The organism is Dyadobacter psychrotolerans (assembly GCF_004349265.1).
Lineage (GTDB): Bacteria > Bacteroidota > Bacteroidia > Cytophagales > Spirosomataceae > Dyadobacter > Dyadobacter psychrotolerans.
Genome location: NZ_SMFL01000003.1, coordinates 68,402 through 88,855, shown reverse-complemented (window position 1 = coordinate 88,855; position 20,454 = coordinate 68,402). Strand labels below are relative to the sequence as shown.

General features: G+C 41.4%; 20 protein-coding genes. 13 read left to right on the top strand and 7 right to left on the bottom strand.

The window, feature by feature from the left end:
• Positions 1 to 26 precede the first annotated feature (26 nt).
• From E0F88_RS08095 to rpe, 3 genes are all read right to left on the bottom strand, one after another.
• Positions 27 to 2,057: an OmpA family protein gene (locus E0F88_RS08095; protein WP_131957738.1), complete on the bottom strand. Its 2,031-nt coding sequence runs from the start codon at positions 2,055 to 2,057 to the stop codon at positions 27 to 29.
• Between the two features lie 159 nt (positions 2,058 to 2,216).
• A complete protein-coding gene (locus E0F88_RS08090; protein ID WP_131957737.1) occupies positions 2,217 to 3,506 on the bottom strand; it encodes an apiosidase-like domain-containing protein in 1,290 nt (429 codons plus the stop codon).
• The gene (gene rpe / locus E0F88_RS08085; RefSeq protein ID WP_131957736.1) at positions 3,503 to 4,159 is read right to left on the bottom strand and encodes a ribulose-phosphate 3-epimerase; all 657 of its coding nucleotides are present in this window, start codon (positions 4,157 to 4,159) and stop codon (positions 3,503 to 3,505) included. The genes E0F88_RS08090 and rpe overlap by 4 nt, the downstream gene beginning before the upstream one ends.
• Positions 4,160 to 4,363: 204 nt before the next feature.
• On the opposite strand from rpe, the gene ligA reads away from it, so the two are divergent.
• The 13 genes from ligA to E0F88_RS08020 all read left to right on the top strand — a co-directional run bounded on the left by ligA (position 4,364) and on the right by E0F88_RS08020 (position 17,950).
• Positions 4,364 to 6,454, top strand: coding sequence for an NAD-dependent DNA ligase LigA (ligA, locus tag E0F88_RS08080; protein ID WP_131957735.1), 2,091 nt, complete (start codon positions 4,364 to 4,366; stop codon positions 6,452 to 6,454).
• Positions 6,455 to 6,756: 302 nt separating this feature from the next.
• Complete coding sequence (dapA, locus tag E0F88_RS08075; protein WP_131957734.1) at positions 6,757 to 7,647, top strand: 4-hydroxy-tetrahydrodipicolinate synthase; 891 nt, start codon at positions 6,757 to 6,759, stop codon at positions 7,645 to 7,647.
• 252 nt (positions 7,648 to 7,899) lie between these two features.
• Positions 7,900 to 8,967, top strand: coding sequence for an aminotransferase class V-fold PLP-dependent enzyme (locus tag E0F88_RS08070; protein WP_310589719.1), 1,068 nt, complete (start codon positions 7,900 to 7,902; stop codon positions 8,965 to 8,967).
• A 104-nt stretch (positions 8,968 to 9,071) separates the two neighbouring features.
• On the top strand, positions 9,072 to 9,785 hold the full coding sequence (locus tag E0F88_RS08065) for an NUDIX hydrolase (RefSeq protein ID WP_131957732.1): 714 nt from the start codon (positions 9,072 to 9,074) through the stop codon (positions 9,783 to 9,785).
• An 85-nt stretch (positions 9,786 to 9,870) separates the two neighbouring features.
• Positions 9,871 to 10,440, top strand: coding sequence for a MarC family protein (locus E0F88_RS08060; RefSeq protein WP_131957731.1), 570 nt, complete (start codon positions 9,871 to 9,873; stop codon positions 10,438 to 10,440).
• Between the two features lie 84 nt (positions 10,441 to 10,524).
• Positions 10,525 to 10,989, top strand: coding sequence for a pyrophosphohydrolase domain-containing protein (locus E0F88_RS08055; protein WP_131957730.1), 465 nt, complete (start codon positions 10,525 to 10,527; stop codon positions 10,987 to 10,989).
• Between the two features lie 50 nt (positions 10,990 to 11,039).
• Positions 11,040 to 12,275, top strand: coding sequence for a peptidase T (gene pepT / locus E0F88_RS08050; RefSeq protein ID WP_131957729.1), 1,236 nt, complete (start codon positions 11,040 to 11,042; stop codon positions 12,273 to 12,275).
• Between the two features lie 3 nt (positions 12,276 to 12,278).
• Complete coding sequence (locus E0F88_RS08045; protein WP_131957728.1) at positions 12,279 to 12,923, top strand: ribonuclease H1 domain-containing protein; 645 nt, start codon at positions 12,279 to 12,281, stop codon at positions 12,921 to 12,923.
• Positions 12,924 to 12,927: 4 nt separating this feature from the next.
• The gene (locus E0F88_RS08040) at positions 12,928 to 13,650 is read left to right on the top strand and encodes a tRNA1(Val) (adenine(37)-N6)-methyltransferase (protein ID WP_131958407.1); all 723 of its coding nucleotides are present in this window, start codon (positions 12,928 to 12,930) and stop codon (positions 13,648 to 13,650) included.
• A gap of 61 nt (positions 13,651 to 13,711) precedes the next feature.
• Positions 13,712 to 14,698: a glycosyltransferase family 2 protein gene (locus tag E0F88_RS08035; protein ID WP_131957727.1), complete on the top strand. Its 987-nt coding sequence runs from the start codon at positions 13,712 to 13,714 to the stop codon at positions 14,696 to 14,698.
• A gap of 50 nt (positions 14,699 to 14,748) precedes the next feature.
• Positions 14,749 to 15,360 (top strand): inorganic pyrophosphatase, encoded by a 612-nt coding sequence (locus E0F88_RS08030; protein ID WP_181956080.1) that lies wholly within the window; start codon positions 14,749 to 14,751, stop codon positions 15,358 to 15,360.
• 333 nt (positions 15,361 to 15,693) lie between these two features.
• A complete protein-coding gene (locus E0F88_RS08025) occupies positions 15,694 to 17,289 on the top strand; it encodes a peptide chain release factor 3 (protein ID WP_131957726.1) in 1,596 nt (531 codons plus the stop codon).
• A gap of 76 nt (positions 17,290 to 17,365) precedes the next feature.
• Positions 17,366 to 17,950, top strand: a complete 585-nt coding sequence (locus tag E0F88_RS08020; protein ID WP_131957725.1) for a PDDEXK family nuclease — start codon at positions 17,366 to 17,368, stop codon at positions 17,948 to 17,950.
• Between the two features lie 69 nt (positions 17,951 to 18,019).
• Here E0F88_RS08020 and E0F88_RS08015 read toward each other — a convergent pair whose 3' ends face one another.
• From E0F88_RS08015 to E0F88_RS08000, 4 genes are all read right to left on the bottom strand, one after another.
• Positions 18,020 to 18,388: a DUF4890 domain-containing protein gene (locus E0F88_RS08015; protein WP_131957724.1), complete on the bottom strand. Its 369-nt coding sequence runs from the start codon at positions 18,386 to 18,388 to the stop codon at positions 18,020 to 18,022.
• 120 nt (positions 18,389 to 18,508) lie between these two features.
• A complete protein-coding gene (locus E0F88_RS08010) occupies positions 18,509 to 19,255 on the bottom strand; it encodes a DUF3307 domain-containing protein (protein WP_131957723.1) in 747 nt (248 codons plus the stop codon).
• A gap of 5 nt (positions 19,256 to 19,260) precedes the next feature.
• The gene (locus tag E0F88_RS08005; protein WP_131957722.1) at positions 19,261 to 19,890 is read right to left on the bottom strand and encodes a hypothetical protein; all 630 of its coding nucleotides are present in this window, start codon (positions 19,888 to 19,890) and stop codon (positions 19,261 to 19,263) included.
• A 142-nt stretch (positions 19,891 to 20,032) separates the two neighbouring features.
• On the bottom strand, positions 20,033 to 20,320 hold the full coding sequence (locus tag E0F88_RS08000; RefSeq protein WP_131957721.1) for a hypothetical protein: 288 nt from the start codon (positions 20,318 to 20,320) through the stop codon (positions 20,033 to 20,035).
• Positions 20,321 to 20,454: the final 134 nt, after the last annotated feature.

The following is a 20,454-nucleotide window of genomic DNA, read 5'->3' as shown; positions in this document are numbered from 1 at the left end:
AAGCAATTTATTGTGAAGCGGTGTTTCTAGATTTTCAGGATAGTGAATTCAACGCGCCGGTTTTTCTGACGGGTTTGCTCGGTTTGGTTACTGGCAATGGGTTTGGCCGGTCCCCATGCTTTGGTTTGTATTCTTCTTGCAGCGATACCTTTGGACAAAAGATATTTTTTTACCTGCTGAACACGGTCTTCCGATAGTTTTACATTCTTCTGTACGTCGCCCTGATTATCGGTATGTCCTTCAAGGAGAATTTCCATTGCAGGATACTCGTTCATGGCAGCCACAATGCGGTCGAGCTCCGGATAAGACGTGGCATTGACTTCTGCACTGCTTTGTTGAAAAATAGTATTAGTTAATCTGATCTGCTGCCCCGCTTTCATTGGCTGCAATACCAGATTCTTTTTAATTGTAGTGAAAACGCTGTCGGTTAACAAATCAATTTCTTCTGTTGCAGGGAAATAGCCCTTCTCGCTTGCGGTAAGTCTGTAAACTTCTTTGGCAGGAAGTAAAATCCTGTAATCGCCCGTTTCGGGATCAAAAGTAGCCGTTGTGAACACAGTGTTATTCTTTTTAATGTCAGCAACAAGATCTGAATGAACAGGACTGTTTGTTCCGGCAATGGTTACGTTTCCCGTAACGACCACCATGGGATCTGGTTTTAGTTCTTTTGGGAGAGCAAGTTTAAAAATATCATATGAGCCAAGTGATTTATCAATTGAACTAAAATAAGCAGTCTCTCCGGAAGTAGGAATGCTAATGTATAAATCCCATTTTGGTGAATTAATTATTGGACCCAGATTTACCGGTTTTGACCATTTTGTCCATGTATCATCCAACCGTTTTGACATAAAGAAATCACTTTGCCCATAGCCACTGTGACCGCTTGACGAAAAATAAAGAGTTTGATTATCATGGGAAATAAAAGGTGATCCATCATAATCTGCGGAATTAAGTACATTTCCCATATTTAGTGGCTCCGACCAGTTGTTATCCTTTTGAAGGAAAGAAACGTAAAGATCCTTGTCTCCTTCTGTATCCCGGCGTTCAGTGGCAAGTATCATTACATTGCTTTTTGGAGAAACAGAGACCTCCATACCTTCTTGTAAGTTATATGGATTTGCAACATTAATATCTTTGGGGAAGGTCCAGGTGTTTGTGGAAAAAAGCGATTCTGACAATCCATACGCCATAGGTGTATTAACCCGGTACTGGTTTACCAAATAAAGGGTTTTGCCATCGGATGATATACTTATAACAGCGTTATTTTCCTTGTTATTCAATGGTGGGCCCATATTTACTGCCTTGCCCCATTGGTTCTTATTGCCCAAAGTCGAGTACCATATATCCTGAGTTTTTAAATCACCTCCTATATTTTCCGGATGTCCCTCTCTCGTAAAATATAGCGTCTTTCCATCAGGAGAAATAACAGGATTTAATTCTAAGCCCGCAGTATTAACAGCCGATCCTAGGTTTTCTTTTACCAATTTCGATGCAGAGGCTCCTGTTGCCAGATTAATTACAGCTTCCACGGGTTTTGTCTGATCTGAAATGGCAATGGCGTCAACTTGATTGAAGCCAGGAACCTTATCCGGCTGTAAAACAATTTTAACAGCATTTGCCTTAATATCTTTTTGCTCAGGAAAAATATTAAGCATTCTTCCGGCGACGTTCACGGGTGCGGGATTATTTTTCCAAATCAAATATTCTTTGCCATCTTCATCGTATGCATAAACCCTTGCAATGGATCCGGGATTAAAATTTTCTCCAATTGCAACCTGTTTTAAAGCAACACTTTTCTCAAATCCGACTTTGATCCATTCTTCACTTCTGCCGTCCGGGTCTGCCGGTGACCAGGCACAGGGACTTTTACCAAAAGCCGGAAGTTTATTTGGTTCCCCAAGAATTTGTTTAGACCTGTTCGCATTGCCATACTGATCAGGACGGGATTCGGAAGAATAACCAAGCACTTTGTTGGCCCAAAGTATCTGCTGCCCGACAACATAATTGCCGGTTGAAACTAAAAAAAGAAAAGAAAGTGTAATTTTATACAGGCTCATCAGGGTTGCAGGTACCGGCATCTTCAATTATATATCTAAGAGAATTATTCTTTTTTCTTCTCTTTCGAAAAGTAATATTAAATTTTTTTTCAGGAAAAGATAAAAAACAAACCTTCTTATTGCTCATTTCCTGCATGACTTTTAAAAATGAACCTGATACTAATCCTGTGCCCCGACCAGCAAAATCCAGTCCCACCCGGTTTGTGCATCAGGTGGGGTTATCAGCGCATCCGTCGATGAGGTTAAGGTGACACCGGTCCATCTTCTTCCCGTACGCGGGCTATACCATACAATCCGGAAATCATTGCCTCTCAATTTTGTGAGATCCAGGCGGATCGATCTGGATTCAGGAATATAAAGCATTGATAATCGGTCATTGGTCAGAGAAACGGTACCAATTCGCTTTTGATCGGTTGAATCAGGTAGTAATCCCGGAGTATGATTCGGATACATGTATTCCCAAGGAATTCCTTTCAAAATCTTAACGAAATGATGAATGTATTCGGCGCCGTCTTTATTAATATTTACTTTCCAGGTCGGATAAAAATTTTTGATCGTACTCATGTGACAGAAGCCGGCGGCCGAGCTCATGATGGACTGGTAAGCCTGGTTTCTGATCAGTACAGACTGGTCTGTTATTTCTTTTGGGAATTCAGAATTGGAAATCAGAAACGGCTGCTGTGAGAGCTGTCCGGAATTTTTCTGCCAGTTGGCAAGGTTCTCATATTCTGCATAAGTCACGGTTGAATCAGGTATTACAAATTTCAAATCCGAACGATTGGCGGAATTCGGTGCTAGGTTTGATGGAGAACAGGTGGATAGTGAAGCAACAAGATTATTATTTTCCGTAGCGGATCTCAATCCTTCCGCAATGGCTTTAAATTGTGAAGCACTTTGATATTCTTCCTCACTGACGATCCAGATTATATTCGGATATTTTGCAAAACGTTTTCCCACAAATTCACCGTAATTTTTCCAGGCTTCTTCTTTATATAAATCAAATACAACATTCCAGCTTTTTCGGGACACAACGATACCAACAACCAGTTCCCGTTCCTTTGCAGCAACTACTATTTTTTCAAGATAATCGAAATAGGCTTTGTTGGGTTTACTAATGTCATTATCCTGAAAAGGAGCAGTTTTGTTATAGTTTTTTTGATTTGGCAGGGCAGGCAACAACTGCAAAACGAAAGTGTTAAAGGACTGAGATTTACGAATATCCATATAGTGAACCGCATCAATGTAGTTCAGTTTTCTAAGCAGTTGCCAGGCTACATCCGCAACCATCAGAAACGGTTTTCCGTTTCCATCTGTAACATGTTTGCCGTTTGGATGGATTCTCAGGGGAAACTGATTCGCGGTCTTAATTTGTGGTTCAATCCCTGCGGCACTTGCAAAACAGCCTATTCCAAGCAAACATAACAGGATAAAAATATTTCTCAACTTCATATTTCCTGCGCATTTTTCATAGCCTGTATCGTTTGTGAAGGGTTCTCAGAGCTAAATACAAAACTTCCGGCAACTAAAATGTCGGCACCGACCTCAGTAAGTCTGGGCGTGTTTGACAGATTTACACCGCCATCCACTTCAATCTTAAAGTCGTAACCGCCTTCCCTGCGGAGCTGATTTAACCGGGAAATTTTTTTATAAGTGTTTTCGATAAATTTCTGTCCGCCAAAACCCGGGTTTACTGACATGATCAGAATCAGCGACACTTCTGAAAGAATTTCGGTAAGTACTTCAACCGGTGTATGTGGGTTTAATGCAACACCTGCGAGGGCTCCTAATTCCTTGATATGCTGAACGGTACGGTGCAGATGCGGGCACGCTTCGTAATGAACGGTCATAATGGATGCGCCGGCTTTGCGGAAATCGGCGAGATAGCGATCCGGCTGTTCGATCATTAAATGAACATCCAGAGGTTTTTTTGCATGACGGCTAATTGCCTCACAAACAGGTAGTCCAAATGAAATATTGGGAACAAACATTCCATCCATGATGTCCACATGAATATATTCTGCCGCACTGGCATTCAGCATTTCGACGTCGCGCTGTAAGTTGGCAAAGTCGGCGGCAAGTATAGAAGGAGCAATTCCGGACATTGATTCAATAATTTTACTAATACAATATAATGTATCAAAATTAGAGAATTATGCTCAGGAATTAAGAATTGATGTATTTCTAAAACAGTTGTAGCTCAGAAAAGGAATATAAAAATGATAAATATTCTGAAAACTGTAAATTTGGCGAAATGATCATCAGCAACCGGCTGACACCCGATTTTGAACCTAAAGAGTCTTGAAAATATGGATCCTGAAAAACAAATAGATGACCTAAGCAGGAAAATAGATCATTATAATTTCCGCTATTACCAGGACAGTGTCTCCGAAATTTCTGATTATGACTTCGATCAGCTGTTAAAACAGTTGAAAGATCTGGAAGATAAACATCCGGAATTCAAGAAAAGCGATTCACCTACGCAAAGAGTAGGAGGTACGATCACGAAAAATTTCGCAACAGTTTATCATCGTTATCCGATGCTTTCGCTGGATAATACCTATAATGAACAGGAACTGCGGAATTTTGACGATCGTGTAAAAAGAGGGCTGGATGGTGAGGAGTATGAATACATTTGCGAACTCAAATTCGATGGTATCTCACTAAGTTTTACTTATGAAGACGGTGTCTTGGTTAGAGGCATCACGCGGGGAGACGGATCCAGAGGAGATGATATAACAAATAATGTGAAAACGATTCGCTCGCTTCCGCTGCGGGTAAAGGCGGAAGGATTACCGCCGGTTTTTGAAATTCGTGGTGAAGGATTTATGCCCTACACATCTTTTCAAAAATTAAATGATGAAATGGACACGCTGGGTGAAAACCAATATGCGAATCCAAGAAATGCAGCCTCAGGGTCTTTCAAATTACAGGATTCCGCGGAGACGGCAAGACGCAATCTGGATTGTTACATTTATTCTTTCCTGACGGATGACAACCATTTTAAAAGTCATGAAGAAAGTTTGCTTGGTTTAAAAAAGTGGGGGTTCAACATTTCTCCCGGCTGGCGTAAAGTACAGACGATCGATGAGGTGATTGAGTTTATACACGAATGGGAAGACAAAAGGGTGTCACTTCCTTTGGCTACCGACGGGATTGTTGTTAAGATCAATTCATTCGAACAGCAGCGGGAACTTGGTTTTACGGCAAAAAGTCCGCGCTGGGCAATTTCCTTTAAATACAAGGCAGAAAATAAACCGGCCATTTTACGTTCGGTCAACTTTCAGGTGGGGCGGACCGGTGCAGTTACGCCGGTAGCAAACCTGGCGGATGTTACGGAAAGAGATGTTGATTATAAAAAAGTGAAAGGCGTTCATCTTTCAGGTACGAGAGTAAAAAGGGCGACCCTTCACAATGCAAACGAAATCCTGAGGTTGGATATCCGGATCGGTGATACCGTTTTTGTAGAAAAAAGCGGAGAAATTATTCCAAAAATTACCGGTGTTGATCTTGAAAAGAGAGCGGAGTTCATGACGCAGCCGGTTGAGTTTCCCACCAATTGTCCCGAATGTGGAACTGCCCTGTTACGTAATGAAGGTGAAGTGGCGTTTTTCTGCCCGAATGACAGCCATTGTCCGCCGCAGCTAAAAGGCAGGATTGAACATTATATCCACCGGAAAGCGATGAATCTGGATAGTTTGGGAGAAGGTAAAATTGAACTTTTGTTTGATCTTGATCTGGTCAGAACGCCCGCAGACCTTTATGATCTGACAGAAGAAAAATTGCTTGGGCTTGAAAAAAGCATTGTAAATGAAGAAACCGGTAAGGTCAAAAAAATAAGTTTTCGCGAAAAGACGGTAGAAAATATCTTGAAAGGAATTGAGCTTTCTAAAACGGTTCCTTTTAAAAATGTACTTTTTGCCTTGGGAATACGCTTCGTCGGGGCAACGGTTGCAGAAAAACTCGCAGCTTATTTTAAATCTATTGAAGCCATCAAGTCAGCAACTTACGATCAGTTGACAGCCGTTCCTGAGATAGGAGGAAGAATTGCCATGAGCATTGAGTCTTATTTTAGCGTACCTGAAAACCAGGTGTTGGTCGAACGTTTAAAGACTGCCGGAGTACAGATGGAAAGTGATGAAAAACCGGTAGAGGTAGAGAGCGATCTTTTGGAAGGAAAAACGTTTGTCATATCAGGAGTATTCGAAAATTTTGAACGGGATGACCTGAAGAACAAAATTGAAGTAAACGGAGGAAGGATATTAAGCGGGGTTTCCGGAAAGCTCAACTACCTGCTGGCAGGTGCAAATATGGGTCCTGCCAAGCTGGAAAAAGCACGAAAACTAGGTGTGACCATCTTGTCCGAAGAAGAATTTTTGGCAATGATTGGTGGGGAATGATGCGGAGATTGTGAAATTTGGATGCAGGATGCACTACGGAGCATAAGATTTGCCGTTTGAACGAATTTCTATAAACAGGAAGCTCTTACAGAGCTGATTTGAATGAATCTATGGCTCCTACGGGGCCACCTGGTTATAGATAAGGTGAATAATGTTTGGATGAAGGTTCCTTAGGAGCCTCCTGAAATGACTAATAAATTTGTGAGTTCTGTTTAACCCTAAACTCACCCAATTTAAAATGCGAATTCCGGATTACTTCCTTACATTTGCACTTTAAAATCAAACAATAATATAAGAATATAATGCCATTGGACTTACGTTTCAAAGGGGTTGGAGCAGCGCTGATTACACCTTTTGATGAGCAGAATGAAATCGATTACCCTGGTCTGAAAAAACTGATTGACCTTGTGACGGAAGGAGAGGTAGACTATCTTGTGGTGCAGGGCACTACCGGCGAGTCGCCAACGGTTTCTTCAAAAGAAAAAAAGGACATCCTTGCTTTCACGATCAGGCACAATACCAAATCACTCCCAATCGTCTACGGATTAGGCGGGAATGATACCAAGTCGGTTTTAGATGGCATAAAGGAACTTGATTTTACTGGCGTTGATGCCATTCTCTCTGTTTGTCCATATTACAATAAGCCAACCCAGGAAGGAATTATTGCGCATTTCACTGCCATTGCAGATGCATCGCCTGTTCCGGTTTTGCTTTATAACGTTCCGGGGCGTACTGTGATTAACATGAAAGCAGATACGATTGTCACGTTATCGGCTCACCCGAATATCATCGGTATAAAAGATGCAGGCGGAAGTATCGAACAAAGCATGGAATTGGCTTCCCGGGTAGGAGACGATTTTCTGTTACTTTCGGGGGATGACAACCTGGTTACCACGATGGTAAGTGTTGGCTGGCATGGTGTGATTTCGGTTATTGCCAATGCATTTCCAAAGGAATTTACAGACCTTACCTGGCACGCTCTGGAAGGCCGTTTTAAGGAAGCAGCAAAATTACAGCTTGCATTTTTAGAATTTGACACTTTATTATATATTGAATCAAATCCGGTTGGAATAAAAAAATGTCTTGAAATCAAGGGTATTTGTAGTTCCGACGTTCGTTTGCCGTTGCTGAAGGCATCTGACAAACTTGGTGAACAACTTGAAAACGCTATGAAGAGGGAAGGATTTATGTAACCCGATACCGGTTCAAAATAAAGAGCATCACAGGTACGGAGTAATTCCTCTTTGCCTGTGATTTTTTGTTAATGTAAGATGTGAAAGGTGAGATGTAAAACGGTCAGGTTAATTTTCCAATCAGGTCTGACAGTTTTATTTTTACTTCTCACATTTTACTTTTTACACAACAGATTCAATTCACTTATAATCTTTAAAAACAACAGATTCGGTTCATTTCACTACTTACCTTTTACTTTTCACAAAACGACAATGAGCCAGATGATCACCTTTTATCCAGGCCCTTCAAAAGTATATCCGCAAATTGAAAAGTATTTGCAGGATGCTTTCCATAGTGGCATATTAAGCGTGAACCACCGAAGTGATGTGTTTATGGAAATGCTGCGCAGCACAATTGAATCAGTGAAGGCGAAGCTTGATATTCCGGCGGATTACGAAGTTTATTTCGTTTCGTCTGCTACGGAATGCTGGGAAATTATCGCCCAGTCGCTGATCGGCTCATCCAGTTTGCATATTTACAACGGAGCTTTTGGCGAGAAGTGGCTCGAATATACAGCTAAAATAAAACCAGGTGCGGAAGGATTTTCCTTTGGCCTGAATGAAGCTCCTGATATTGAAGAACTGAATATCGATTTGGGTCATGACGTGATCTGCATCACGCACAATGAAACGTCCAACGGAACCGCCCTTCCGCTTTTGTTTCATTCTGACCTGCGCAGTCTGACCAACCAGATTATCGCCGTTGATGCAACTTCGTCTATGGCAGGAGCAATTTTACCCTGGAAGGACGCAGATGTCTGGTATGCTTCCGTGCAAAAGTGTTTCGGGCTTCCTGCCGGAATGGCCGTAATGGTCGTTTCTCCTGCTGCAATTCACCGCGCTGAACAGGTTGCAGACAGGTCTTTTTATAACAGTCTTTTATTTACCAGAGAAAACTTTTTAAAATACCAGACGCCTTACACGCCCAATGCGCTTGGAATATATTTGCTGGGCCGTGTAATGGAGCATGTTGCTCCGATCGTAAACGTAGCGTCGGAAATTCATGAGCGCGCCAGGGAATGGTATGCTTTCCTGCCTGAAAACGGATACGAACTTCTGGTAAACCATCGGTCAGTGCAGTCTGACACTGTTATTGCGGTTCAGGCCGACAGAGAAAAGGTCACCAGAATAAAAAGCATGGCCAGACAGGCTGGCTTACAACTAGGCAACGGTTATGGGAAATGGAAGGAAACCAGTTTCCGCATTGCCAATTTTCCTGCCATAACGATTACAGAAATTTCACTTCTCAGGAATTTTTTGTTTACAATTTCCCGCTCATAAGTTGAGTAGTAAAATTAAATATTTGCATTTAATAGGTTAGGAGGCACATTTCATAGTGATTGAAGCGCTTCCTATACACATTAATCATCCTTCGGTTAGAATTTGTGCGTTTAGATATATTAAAACAATATGAAAGCCAGACCAAATGTCTGGTGGCCCTTGACTCTATTATTTTTGGTTTTGACGGTGAGCAGCTAAAATTGCTGCTTGTTAAAAGAGGCATTGAAGAGGAGCAGCATACCTGGTCGCTGATGGGAGGGTGGGTACAGCCCGACGAAGGTCTGGAACAGGCATCAAACCGGATACTTTTTGAATTAACCGACCTGAAAGATATTTACCTGGAGCAACTGCACACATTCGGGAATCCTTCGCGTGACCCTGTTGAAAGAACAGTTTCGGTTGCTTACTTTGCTTTGATTAATGTGGAAGATTACGACCATAAAATATCTAAAAGCTTTGAAGCACAATGGTTTGCGATGAAGGATTTGCCAAAACTTCTTTTTGATCACGGTGCTATGGTAGACATGGCAATTCAGAATTTGCGGTATAAAGCTTCCCAACACCCGATTGGTTTTGAATTGCTCCCTGAAAAATTTACTATTCCGCAGCTGCAAAAACTTTATGAAGCTATTTTCGGAATGGAGCTGGACAAAAGGAATTTCAGCCGGAAACTATTGTCGACAAATTTGCTGGTGAAACTGGATGAAAAACAGAAGGGTTACTCGAAAAAGGGTGCTTACTTTTATAAAATTGATGAAGATAAATACAAAAAGCAGTTTAATACATTCCTGAATTTTCTTCCCGGGAATAACGCCTGAGCAGGTTTTATTTGCACCCGGGAGGTGCAAAACGTTTGTGTAAGCAACGGCTTTTGTTCAACTTTGCGGGCTAATCGCCAGCATAATGTTCAATTTTAAGGAAATCGTATCCGTCTCTCTCATTCTTTTTTCGGTTATTGATGTGCTGGGATCCATTCCCGTAATTGTCGATTTTAGAAGAAAACTGGGTAAAATCGAATCCGAAAAGGCAACACTGGTAGCAGGTTTCATTATGATCCTGTTTCTTTTTTTGGGAGAAAAACTGCTGAACCTTTTTGGAGTTGATGTCGCTTCATTTGCCGTTGCAGGCGCGATTATTCTTTTTCTTTTGGGTTTGGAAATGATTCTGGGTCGTGAAATATTCAAGCACGGCAGTCTGGACACCGGGGCCGCTTCGATTGTACCCATAGCTTTCCCAATTATTGCCGGGGCCGGAACGATGACAACACTGCTTGCCCTCAGATCGGCCTATGAAATCCAAAACATTCTGATCGGCGTTTTACTCAATTTGATTTTCGTTTACCTTGTATTAAAATCCTCCAACTGGATCGAAACCAAACTTGGTCCGGGCGGTATAGAGGTATTAAGAAAAGTTTTTGGGGTAATTTTGTTGGCTATTGCAGTGAAACTTTTTAAAACCAATCTTGTGGTTTAGAGCTGGTTTTTAAATATGCCACGAATGCACGAATTGTGCACGAATATCCTGATAAGTCTTTTTAAAATCTAATAATAATAAATCATGCAACAACTTGACAGCCTTAATCAGGTCGCAGAATTTCACAGAACATTTAAACATCCAATTTTAGATAAACCTACCATTCCATCCAAAGACAGAAGCAAATTACGGGTTGCGCTTCTTGCCGAGGAATTGAAAGAACTGGAAGTAGCCATTCTTGAAAAAGACATTGTTGAAATTGCCGATGCACTTTGCGATTTGCAGTATGTACTTTCAGGAGCAGTTCTGGAATTTGGTCTTGGAGATAAATTCCGTGAATTGTTCGATGAAGTACAGCGCTCAAACATGTCAAAAGCCTGCCTGAACGTTGAAGAAGCTGAGGCAACCGTTGCACATTACGCAGCAAAAGGAACTGAGTGTTATTACAAACAGGATGGAGATAAATATCTGGTTTACCGCACCGCCGATGATAAAACGCTAAAAAACATCAACTATTCTCCCGCCAATCTTTCAGGAATAATAGGATGAGATTAGCGTAACTTCTTAACTCCTTTCAATTGAACTTAACTGCTTAACAGATGACTTCCGTTCTAGACCGTTTTCTCAGATATGTCCAAATTGACACACAGTCTGATCCGCAATCGGAAAGTTTTCCGAGCACTGCCAAACAGCGTGATCTGAGCAATTTACTCGTGGTTGAATTGCAGGGGCTGGGTGTTGAAGATGCGCATTTGGATGAACATGGTTATGTGTATGCAACGCTTCCTTCAAATTCAAATAAAACCGATATACCGGTAATTTGTTTTTGTTCACATGTAGATACTTCGCCCGATGTAACCGGAGCCGATGTAGTACCGATTGTTCATAAAAACTGGAACGGAAGTGATATAATTCTGCCTGACGATCCGACTCAGATTTTGAAGGTAGGTGAGTTAAATGATCTGGCTAATCAAATTGGGAATGATATCATTACGGCAAGCGGAACCACATTATTGGGAGCAGACAATAAAGCAGGCGTTGCTGAAATTATGGCGGCCGCTGAATATCTGATCACACATCCGGAGGTAAAACACGGAACGATCAAAATTCTGTTTACACCGGATGAAGAAGTAGGACGCGGAACCGAAAAAGTGGATTTGATTAAACTGGGTGCGGATTACGGTTATACCGTCGACGGTGAGTCTGTGGGTACGCTGGAAGATGAAACTTTCTCCGCCGATGGCGTCAAAATCACCATTCATGGTGTGAGCACGCACCCGGGTTATGCAATTGGCAAACTCGAAAACGCGCTTAAAATAGCGGGAGATGTACTTGCTGCATTACCAAAAGATTCCCTTTCTCCTGAAACAACGGAAAGTAAGCAAGGTTTTATTCATCCGGTACATGTGGAAGGAATTCAGGAAAAAGTGGTTGTAGAATTTATCATCCGCGATTTTACAGATGAAGGTTTAAAAGAAAAGGAAGATCTCTTACAGGATATCTTAAACACTGTTTTAAATCAATATCCTTATTCAACTGCCAAATTTGAAGTAAAAGAGCAGTACCGGAATATGAAAAAGGTTCTTGACAAACATCCGCAGGTGATAGCCAACGCTGTGAAAGCAATGGAACGCTGTGGACTGGCCGCTTTGCCAAGAAGCATCAGAGGCGGAACAGACGGATCCAGGTTATCTTTTATGGGCTTACCTTGTCCGAATATTTTTGCAGGAGAACATGCGTTTCATTCGCGCCTGGAATGGGTTTCTGTTCAGGATATGGAAAAAGCGGTTGAAGTAATCGTGGCGCTTAGCCAGGTTTGGGAGGAAGAAGCTTAAAAGATGGCAAAAAAGACAAAATTTTACGTGGTTTGGCAGGGTAGGCAAACGGGTGTGTTTACTGATTGGAAGGAGTGTGAGGCACAAATTAAAGGGTTTGAAGATGCGCGTTTTAAATCTTTTGACTCATTGCAGGAAGCAGAAGCCGCTATTCAGAAAAACTACTGGGAGTTTGTAGCCCGTGCCGGACAAGGTCCGAAAGAAACCAAAATTACCAAAGTTGCTCCTGCAAGCATTGGTAAACCAATCAAAAACGCCATTGCGGTGGATGCTGCCTGGAACACAGCTTCCGGAGATATGGAATATCAGGGCGTTTATCTGCAAACCAGCGAGAAGATCTTTTTACAGGGACCTTTTAAAGATGCAACCAACAACATCGGAGAGTTTCTGGCGATTGTGCACGGGCTGGCATATCTGCAAAAAAAAGAAAGCGAACTTCCCATTTACAGCGATTCCCGGACAGCTATCGCCTGGGTGAAAAAAAAACACGCGAATACTAAACTGGTTCTTACACCAAGAAATAAGCCGGTTTTTGAAATGCTTCAGCGTGCCGAACGCTGGCTGGCCACCAACAAATTTTCCAACCCGATTCTGAAATGGGAGACGGAGTATTGGGGAGAAAATCCGGCCGATTTTGGCAGGAAATAGAATTATGGCCAAAAACTCATTTTTTCGTTTCAAGCAATTTACGGTTCATCAGGATAAGTGCGCTATGAAAGTTTGCACGGACGCCTGTGTGCTGGGTGCCTGGGCAGATGTGGCTGAGGCTGAAAGTATTCTGGACATAGGGGCCGGGACCGGATTGCTTTCTCTGATGGTGGCTCAGAGAAATCCATTTGCAAAAATTGATGCCGTGGAATTGGATCCGGATGCTTTTATTCAGGCGGGTGAAAATGTTGAAAACAGTTCTTTTTCTGAAAGAATTGATGTTTTCAATTCCGCTATTCAGAACTTTGACCGGGGGTTGCCGTACGACTGTATTATTACAAATCCGCCTTTTTTTCAGTCGGATCTTCTTTCTCCCAATTTGCAGAAGAATAACGCCCATCATGCGACTTCACTCTCTTTCGACGAGTTATTGATCTCGATTGGCAGGCTTTTAAAAGAAAATGGTAGATTTTTTATTCTGCTGCCCACGGATGAAGCGGAAGGTTTTTTAGTCAAATCTTTAATATCCGGTTGGTTTTTAAATACCAAACTGACTCTGTATCACGATAAAAACAAAAAGCCATTTCGGCAGCTGATGAGCTTTGGGCGTAAAAAAATTACTGAAAATCAGTTAATTATTGATAGTCTGTATATCTATGATGAAGATAGCAGAACGTACAATTCTGATTTTAAAGCGTTAATGAAAGACTTTTATATGATATTTTGATCAGGAAAAGTGCGAACTTTGCGTTTTAGTAAAGTTGGTGTTTTCCCCGTTATTATTATTCATGATTGATTCTGTTATTCAGATTTCCGTAGTAATCCCGCTGTTCAACGAAGAAGAGTCATTGCCGGAGCTTAGTGCATGGATTGAACGTGTGATGCTGGCCAATAATTTTTCCTATGAAATTCTGTTCATTGACGACGGCAGCAAGGACCAATCGTGGGCTGTTATTTCAGAGCTGTCAGGAAAAAATCCGAATATCCGTGGATTCAGATTCGTTCGTAATTACGGAAAAACAGCTGCACTCCAAACCGGTTTTCAGGAAGTAAAAGGACAGGTTGTTATTACCATGGACGCCGATTTGCAGGATAGTCCCGACGAGATTCCCGATCTTTACCGCATGATCACAGAGGAAAGATATGATCTGGTTTCGGGCTGGAAAAAGAAGAGATATGACCCGATCACCAAAACAATTCCCACAAAGATATTCAATGCAGCAACCAGAAGTATCTCCGGTGTTCAGCTTCACGATTTTAATTGCGGGTTGAAAGCCTACAGGAAAGAGGTTGTCCAGAACATTACGATTTATGGAGAAATGCACAGATACATTCCTGTGATTGCCAAGTGGAATGGTTTTGCAAAAATCGGAGAAAAAGTTGTACAACATCAGGCAAGAAAGTATGGCTACACGAAATTTGGCCTGGAAAGGTTTATTTTCGGCTTTTTAGATTTACTTTCGATTGCATTTGTCAATAAATTTGGCAGAAGGCCGATGCACCTTTTCGGAAGTTTGGGTACATTGATGTTCTTCTTTGGCAGTATTATTGCCCTTTGGCTGATATTTACCAAGATATACAAGATTTATATTTCACATGAACATTTCAGAAATGTGACAGAGAATCCGATGTTCTTTTTGGCACTTGTTGCTATTACCGTCGGCTCGCAGTTATTTCTGGCAGGATTTATAGGAGAATTGTTTGTTAAACAGTCCATTTCCAAAACAGGTGACTACCTGGTTTCGGGGAAGGTGGGGGAGACAAACCAGATTTAAAGTCACTAAAATAAGTTGTTACCAATTAAGCCTTTTTATAAAATTTAATAATGATCGCTAACGTACACAAAGCCCATCCCTGGCACGGTATTCCAATGGGAGAAAATGCACCCGAACTGGTAACCGCATTTATTGAGATTGTTCCGACTGACACAGTAAAATACGAAATAGATAAAGCTACGGGCTATTTGATGATCGATCGCCCTCAAAAATATTCCAATATCGTTCCCGCTCTTTACGGTTTCATTCCTAAAACCTACTGCGCGGAAAAAATCGCTGCACTGGCCCGCGAACGTTCCGGACGCGATGTTACAGAAGGTGATGGTGATCCGCTGGATATTTTGGTTTTGTGTGAAAAAATTATTTCACACGGAGACATCATGTGCCAGGCTAAACCAATCGGTGGAATTCGTTTGATCGATGGTGGTGAAGCAGATGATAAAATCATTGCAGTACTTAAAGGAGACGAAGTTTATGGTCAGTTTTCGGATCTTAGCGAATTGCCCGAAGGTATCGTGGAGCGTTTGAAACATTACTTCCTGACTTACAAAAACCTTCCAGGCGAAAAAGCACATATCGAAATTACGAATGTGTATGGCAGAGATGAAGCGCATGAAGTGATTATGACTTCTGTGGAAGATTATAAACATTCATTTTACTGAGATTTCTTTCTGAATGACAAATAGGATTATTCTGAATCTGGCAAGGATAGGACAGATTGAAAATGAATAACTTATTGAAAGAGATTGTTAAAAGTGTCGGTGATACTAAATAGCTGATTTTTAATGAATTTAAGCCGCCGCGAATAGGGGCGGCTTTTGTTTATTTGTATCTTTGTGCAAAATTTTAAAGAGCGGCTGGTAACAGTTACACAAAGATTAAAATGAGGAATACGGAATAAATCAGTTTTTACTTTCTAAGCCTTGCAATTATAAAAAGAACATTTCGAATTTACTATGTGGTTTGAAATTGTTTATTGGCCTAATAAACGATAGATGAGTAATTTACAGGAAATAAAAAAACGCCGCACATTTGCGATTATCAGTCACCCGGATGCGGGAAAAACAACGCTTACTGAAAAACTTCTGCTTTTCGGGGGAGCGATCCAGACGGCTGGTGCGGTAAAATCAAATAAAATTAAAAAAACGGCTACCTCCGACTTTATGGAGATTGAAAAGCAGCGTGGTATTTCTGTTGCTACGTCTGTAATGACATTTGAATATCATGACTTGCTGATCAACATTCTGGATACACCTGGTCACAAGGACTTTGCAGAAGATACGTATCGTACGTTAACAGCGGTTGATAGTGTAATTCTGGTAATCGACTGTGTAAAAGGTGTAGAAGAGCAGACGGAAAGACTAATGGAGGTTTGTCGCATGCGTAATACGCCTGTGATTGTGTTTGTTAATAAGCTTGACAGAGAGGGCCGCAATCCTTTTGAGTTGCTTGATGAGCTCGAAACTAAACTGAAAATCCGGGTTCGTCCGCTTACCTGGCCGATCAACATGGGTGTACAGTTTAAAGGAGTTTACAGTTTGTATGAACAAATGCTGTATTTCTTTAAAATCAACAAAACTAAAATTGAAAGCAACGTAGCCAAAGTAAGCCTGGAAGATGACAATCTTGCAGAACTGGTTGGGAAACGCGATGCAGACCAGTTGTTGGAAGATGTAGAACTGGTTGAAGGTGTATACGATGCATTCTCCGAAGAGGCGTATCAGAAAGGAGAACTTGCTCCGGTATTTTTTGGTAGTGCGATCAACAATTTTGGTATAAAAGAGCTGCTGGATACGTTCTGTGAAATTTCACCGATTCCTCAGCCACGTCCGACTGACGTTCGCGAGGTGGAACCCACAGAGCCTAAGTTCACCGGATTTATCTTTAAAATACACGCCAATCTTGACCCGCGTCACCGTGACCGGATTGCGTTTTTGAGAATATGTTCGGGTAAGTTTGAGCGTGGCAAGTTTTATAAACATGTCCGTCTGAACAAAGACATTCGTTTTTCAAGTCCGTTTACCTTTATGGCTTCGGATAAAAGTGTGATGGACGAAGGTTTTCCTGGAGATGTGGTGGGTTTGTACGATACAGGAAGTTTTAAAATCGGCGATACGCTAACTGAGGGCGAAAAACTTCAGTTCTCAGGTATTCCAAGTTTCTCTCCGGAGATATTTAAGGAATTGATCAACCTGGATCCGATGAAGTCGAAGCAACTGGAAAAAGGTATTCAGCAGCTGACTGACGAAGGTGTGGCTCAGCTTTTTACACTGGATTTGGGAAACAGAAAAATCGTTGGTACGGTGGGTGAACTTCAGTTTGACGTAATTCAGTATCGTCTGGAACATGAATATGGTGCAAAATGCCGTTGGGTACCGATGAGCGTGACCAGAGCATGCTGGCTTACTGCTGATGAAAAACCTGCCATGGATCAGTTTGTACGTTTGAAAGGAAACCAGATTGCTTATGATAAAGACCGTAATCCTGTATTTTTAGCTGAATCGGAATGGATGATACGAATGAACCGCGAGAATAATCCGGCTATTCACTTCCATTTTACTTCGGAGTTTAAAACAGAAATTACTGCTTAGAATTCGCGCGGCGCTGATAGTCAGGTGTTCCTGATACGGGATTTGATTATATTTGTTTGAAACTGATTCTATTGTTATGATATCTTCAACAGAAGTAATACCGGCTATGCTGGTTTTTGAAGAAATGGATGGCAAGCCCTTGTACTATAAGGGTTACAGACAGGTTTTGGATAATAAAAAATCCCTGGAAGATATTCTGGGCAGCAGTTTTATTCAGGCTTTGATTGTAAGTATCGTTGGTTCTTACATTAAAGGTTTACTGAAAGGTAAAGATTACTGGGTGATTTCAAATGAGGCGGGACTTCATCTTTCTCCTGGTAATAATTTAGCTAACGATATCGCAGTTTTTGATAAAGCTTTGATCAAAGATGTTTTTTCGGAAAGTTATGCCAATGTGCCCCCAAAAATTGCTGTTGAAGTAGATTCTAAAATTGAAGCTGAGCATATAGCTAATCCAACAGATTATGTTTTTCTGAAAAGCGATAAACTAATTGAGTTTGGAACGGAGCGTGTTATTTGGATTTTAACCGGCAGTCGCAAAATACTTGTGACTGATCAATCCCGCAAATGGACGATTCATGAGTGGCATGAATTTATCCCGTTATTTGACGGATTGGAAATTTGTTTGAATGATCTTCTGAAAGAAGAAGGAGTTATATAAAAAAGAGGCTTAAAAAGCGAAGTTCAAATCACCGTTTAAGCCTCTTTTTACTTTTTGAAAGATCAGGACTTAATTTCCCTGACGTCTTCCTCCACCACCGCCACCTTGTCCACGGCGTTCTTCCATTATTTTTTTGTAAGATTCCTGTTGTTCCGGAGTTAAAATTTTGACGAGTGCGGTGTTATATGCTTCCATCGATTCTCTCATTTTTTCTCTGTCCGGTGTCTGTGCACTTCTCATTTCCATCATTTGCTTTCCTCTTTCCAGGTTCAGCGCATAAACTTGTTTTTGCTGATCTTCGGTCAATTTAAGACTTTCAGTCAGGGTTTTGGTTTGTGCTTCAGCCCGTTGTTCAGGTGTTGCGTTGGCGTCAGGTCGTTGTGCAAAAGCGGTGATACTTGCAAAAGCCAATAATATGGCAAACAGTCCTTTCTTCATGGTTTTAAAGTTTAGATACCACGCTTAGAGTGTAGTGACAATACAAAGGTTTAATGAAGTTCTAAAAAATTATTTTATTAAAAGTTTAGAAGCTTATGTTGAGCAACTTATGGAGAATGGTTACTGATAAAATAGTTTGACCGCCATCGCAACGGCGATCGCACAGGTATAACTCATAAGCGTTCCGACGAGAACATATTCTGATTTTTTACTGATATATGCGGGAGGTATTTCGCCGCTTGCATTTTTATCATTATATCTCAAAAGCGATTTGGCAGCGATTAAAAAACCAATCGCTGAAAATTGGCTTACGATCACAAAAACAAAAATCAGCAGCCTTTCCGACATGCCAATCCATCTTCCTGCGTTGGCCAGATTATCATTTGCATCCGGTACGAGTTCCGAAAGTTCGTCACGCCAGGGTCGGGTTAAAATACCTACGAGAAACGATACCGGCGAAAGGCATAACAGAGCGCCTGACAACTGGGCCAGCGTTTTAGGCGAATACAACCAGACCTTTAAATGATCGATACTGATCGTTAAGCTTCCTGCAAGCAGGGATGCTACAACAGCAATAGTTATGACATGAGCAGCCTGGTCGGCTACAAACCAGCCGGCTGAGCCTTTTTTATCAAACCTGATTTTGAGAATGTCTATAATTCCGTGAATAAGGCCAATTATAATAGCGGGGGCTGGATTATCCCAATGTCCTAAAAACAGATATGAGGTTATGATTACCACACCGACATGAAAATACAGGTACTTTGATCGAAATGACTTTTCCTTTTTATCCACAACCCAGGAAGTTGGCTGCCAGTAAAAATCGGCCAGAACGTGTGCCAGAAGCAGCAAAAGAAATTCTGTCATGGTTTTTATTTTGTGTATAGTTCCAGATGTTTCGGAAAGGTATTCAGGAAGTTTTCAACCGCCCACCATTTCGAGGCAGACAAACGTTGACTCACAGCAGATTGGCTTATGGAAAGTTTTTCAGATATAGCGGTGACAGTCTGATCCTGTAACAAAGCAGCGATGACCTCACTTTGCGCTATGCTCCAGTTTCCCATAACTGCTTCCAGGAGATCCAGTGATGCTGTTAACGGCTCGCATGGAATAGGCAGCGCTATGGCAATACGTGCTTTTTGTTTTCGGATATTGTCTGCAAGATGTCCGGACAACCGGAATGCTTCACCATCAGACGTTCCCGGACGATCTGTGAGCGTTTCTGATGTCCCCACACCAATGGCAATTCGAAGATCTGTATTGTCAGCCTTTGAGCGTACAATCGTTCTGGCCATGATTGCCAGTTTAAGGGCATATTCCGGCTTTTTTAAAACACATTGAAAACTGTCTCCACGATATATTTCCGGTTCCAGCAGCCAGTTGAAATCTTTTTGTTTTTTTATTAAATCAATCAGATCAGTTAGCCACAAGTTAACCTCTTCCCTGGAAAATAAGGTAGAATTAACCATGTCAGCAGTAATAACGGCAATGTTTGAGCTCATTAAAGATAAATATTAAACAAGCTACAAATATAAGGTTTTTAACTTATGTTAAACAATTATAAGGTTTTTGACTTATATTGTTCATATATAAGGTTATTAGCTTATATATGACCATTTAATTCTACTTTGATCTGAAGAAAAATTATAACATCGCCAAAACCAAAGTTTCCCATTCTTCTTTTAAAGATCCCTCAAATACCTCAGCACCCGCTCGTCGGTACCAGTAGCCGGCATTCCAGGTGTCACCTTCTACCCGATGCAGATAAGCGTGTAAATGATCATAGGCCCGTGTTCCTTCACTGCTTTGGGCAATGTTATGAGCTGCTTCCCAATTTCCCTTGGCATCATACCAAAGTGCTTGTAGTAAGACAGATATCTGTTTGGGCGGAGTTTCCTGAGAAAGAGATTCGGTAAATTGGTCGTAGGTCATTTTTACTTTGAATGTAATCGGATTAAGAACACAAGTTGCGAAAAAACAAAGGAACATAAAAATTCCACGCGCGAATTGTATGTTCTCCTGAATGCCTCTACGCTGACCTGTTGTTTTTGATTTTCATTGTATAT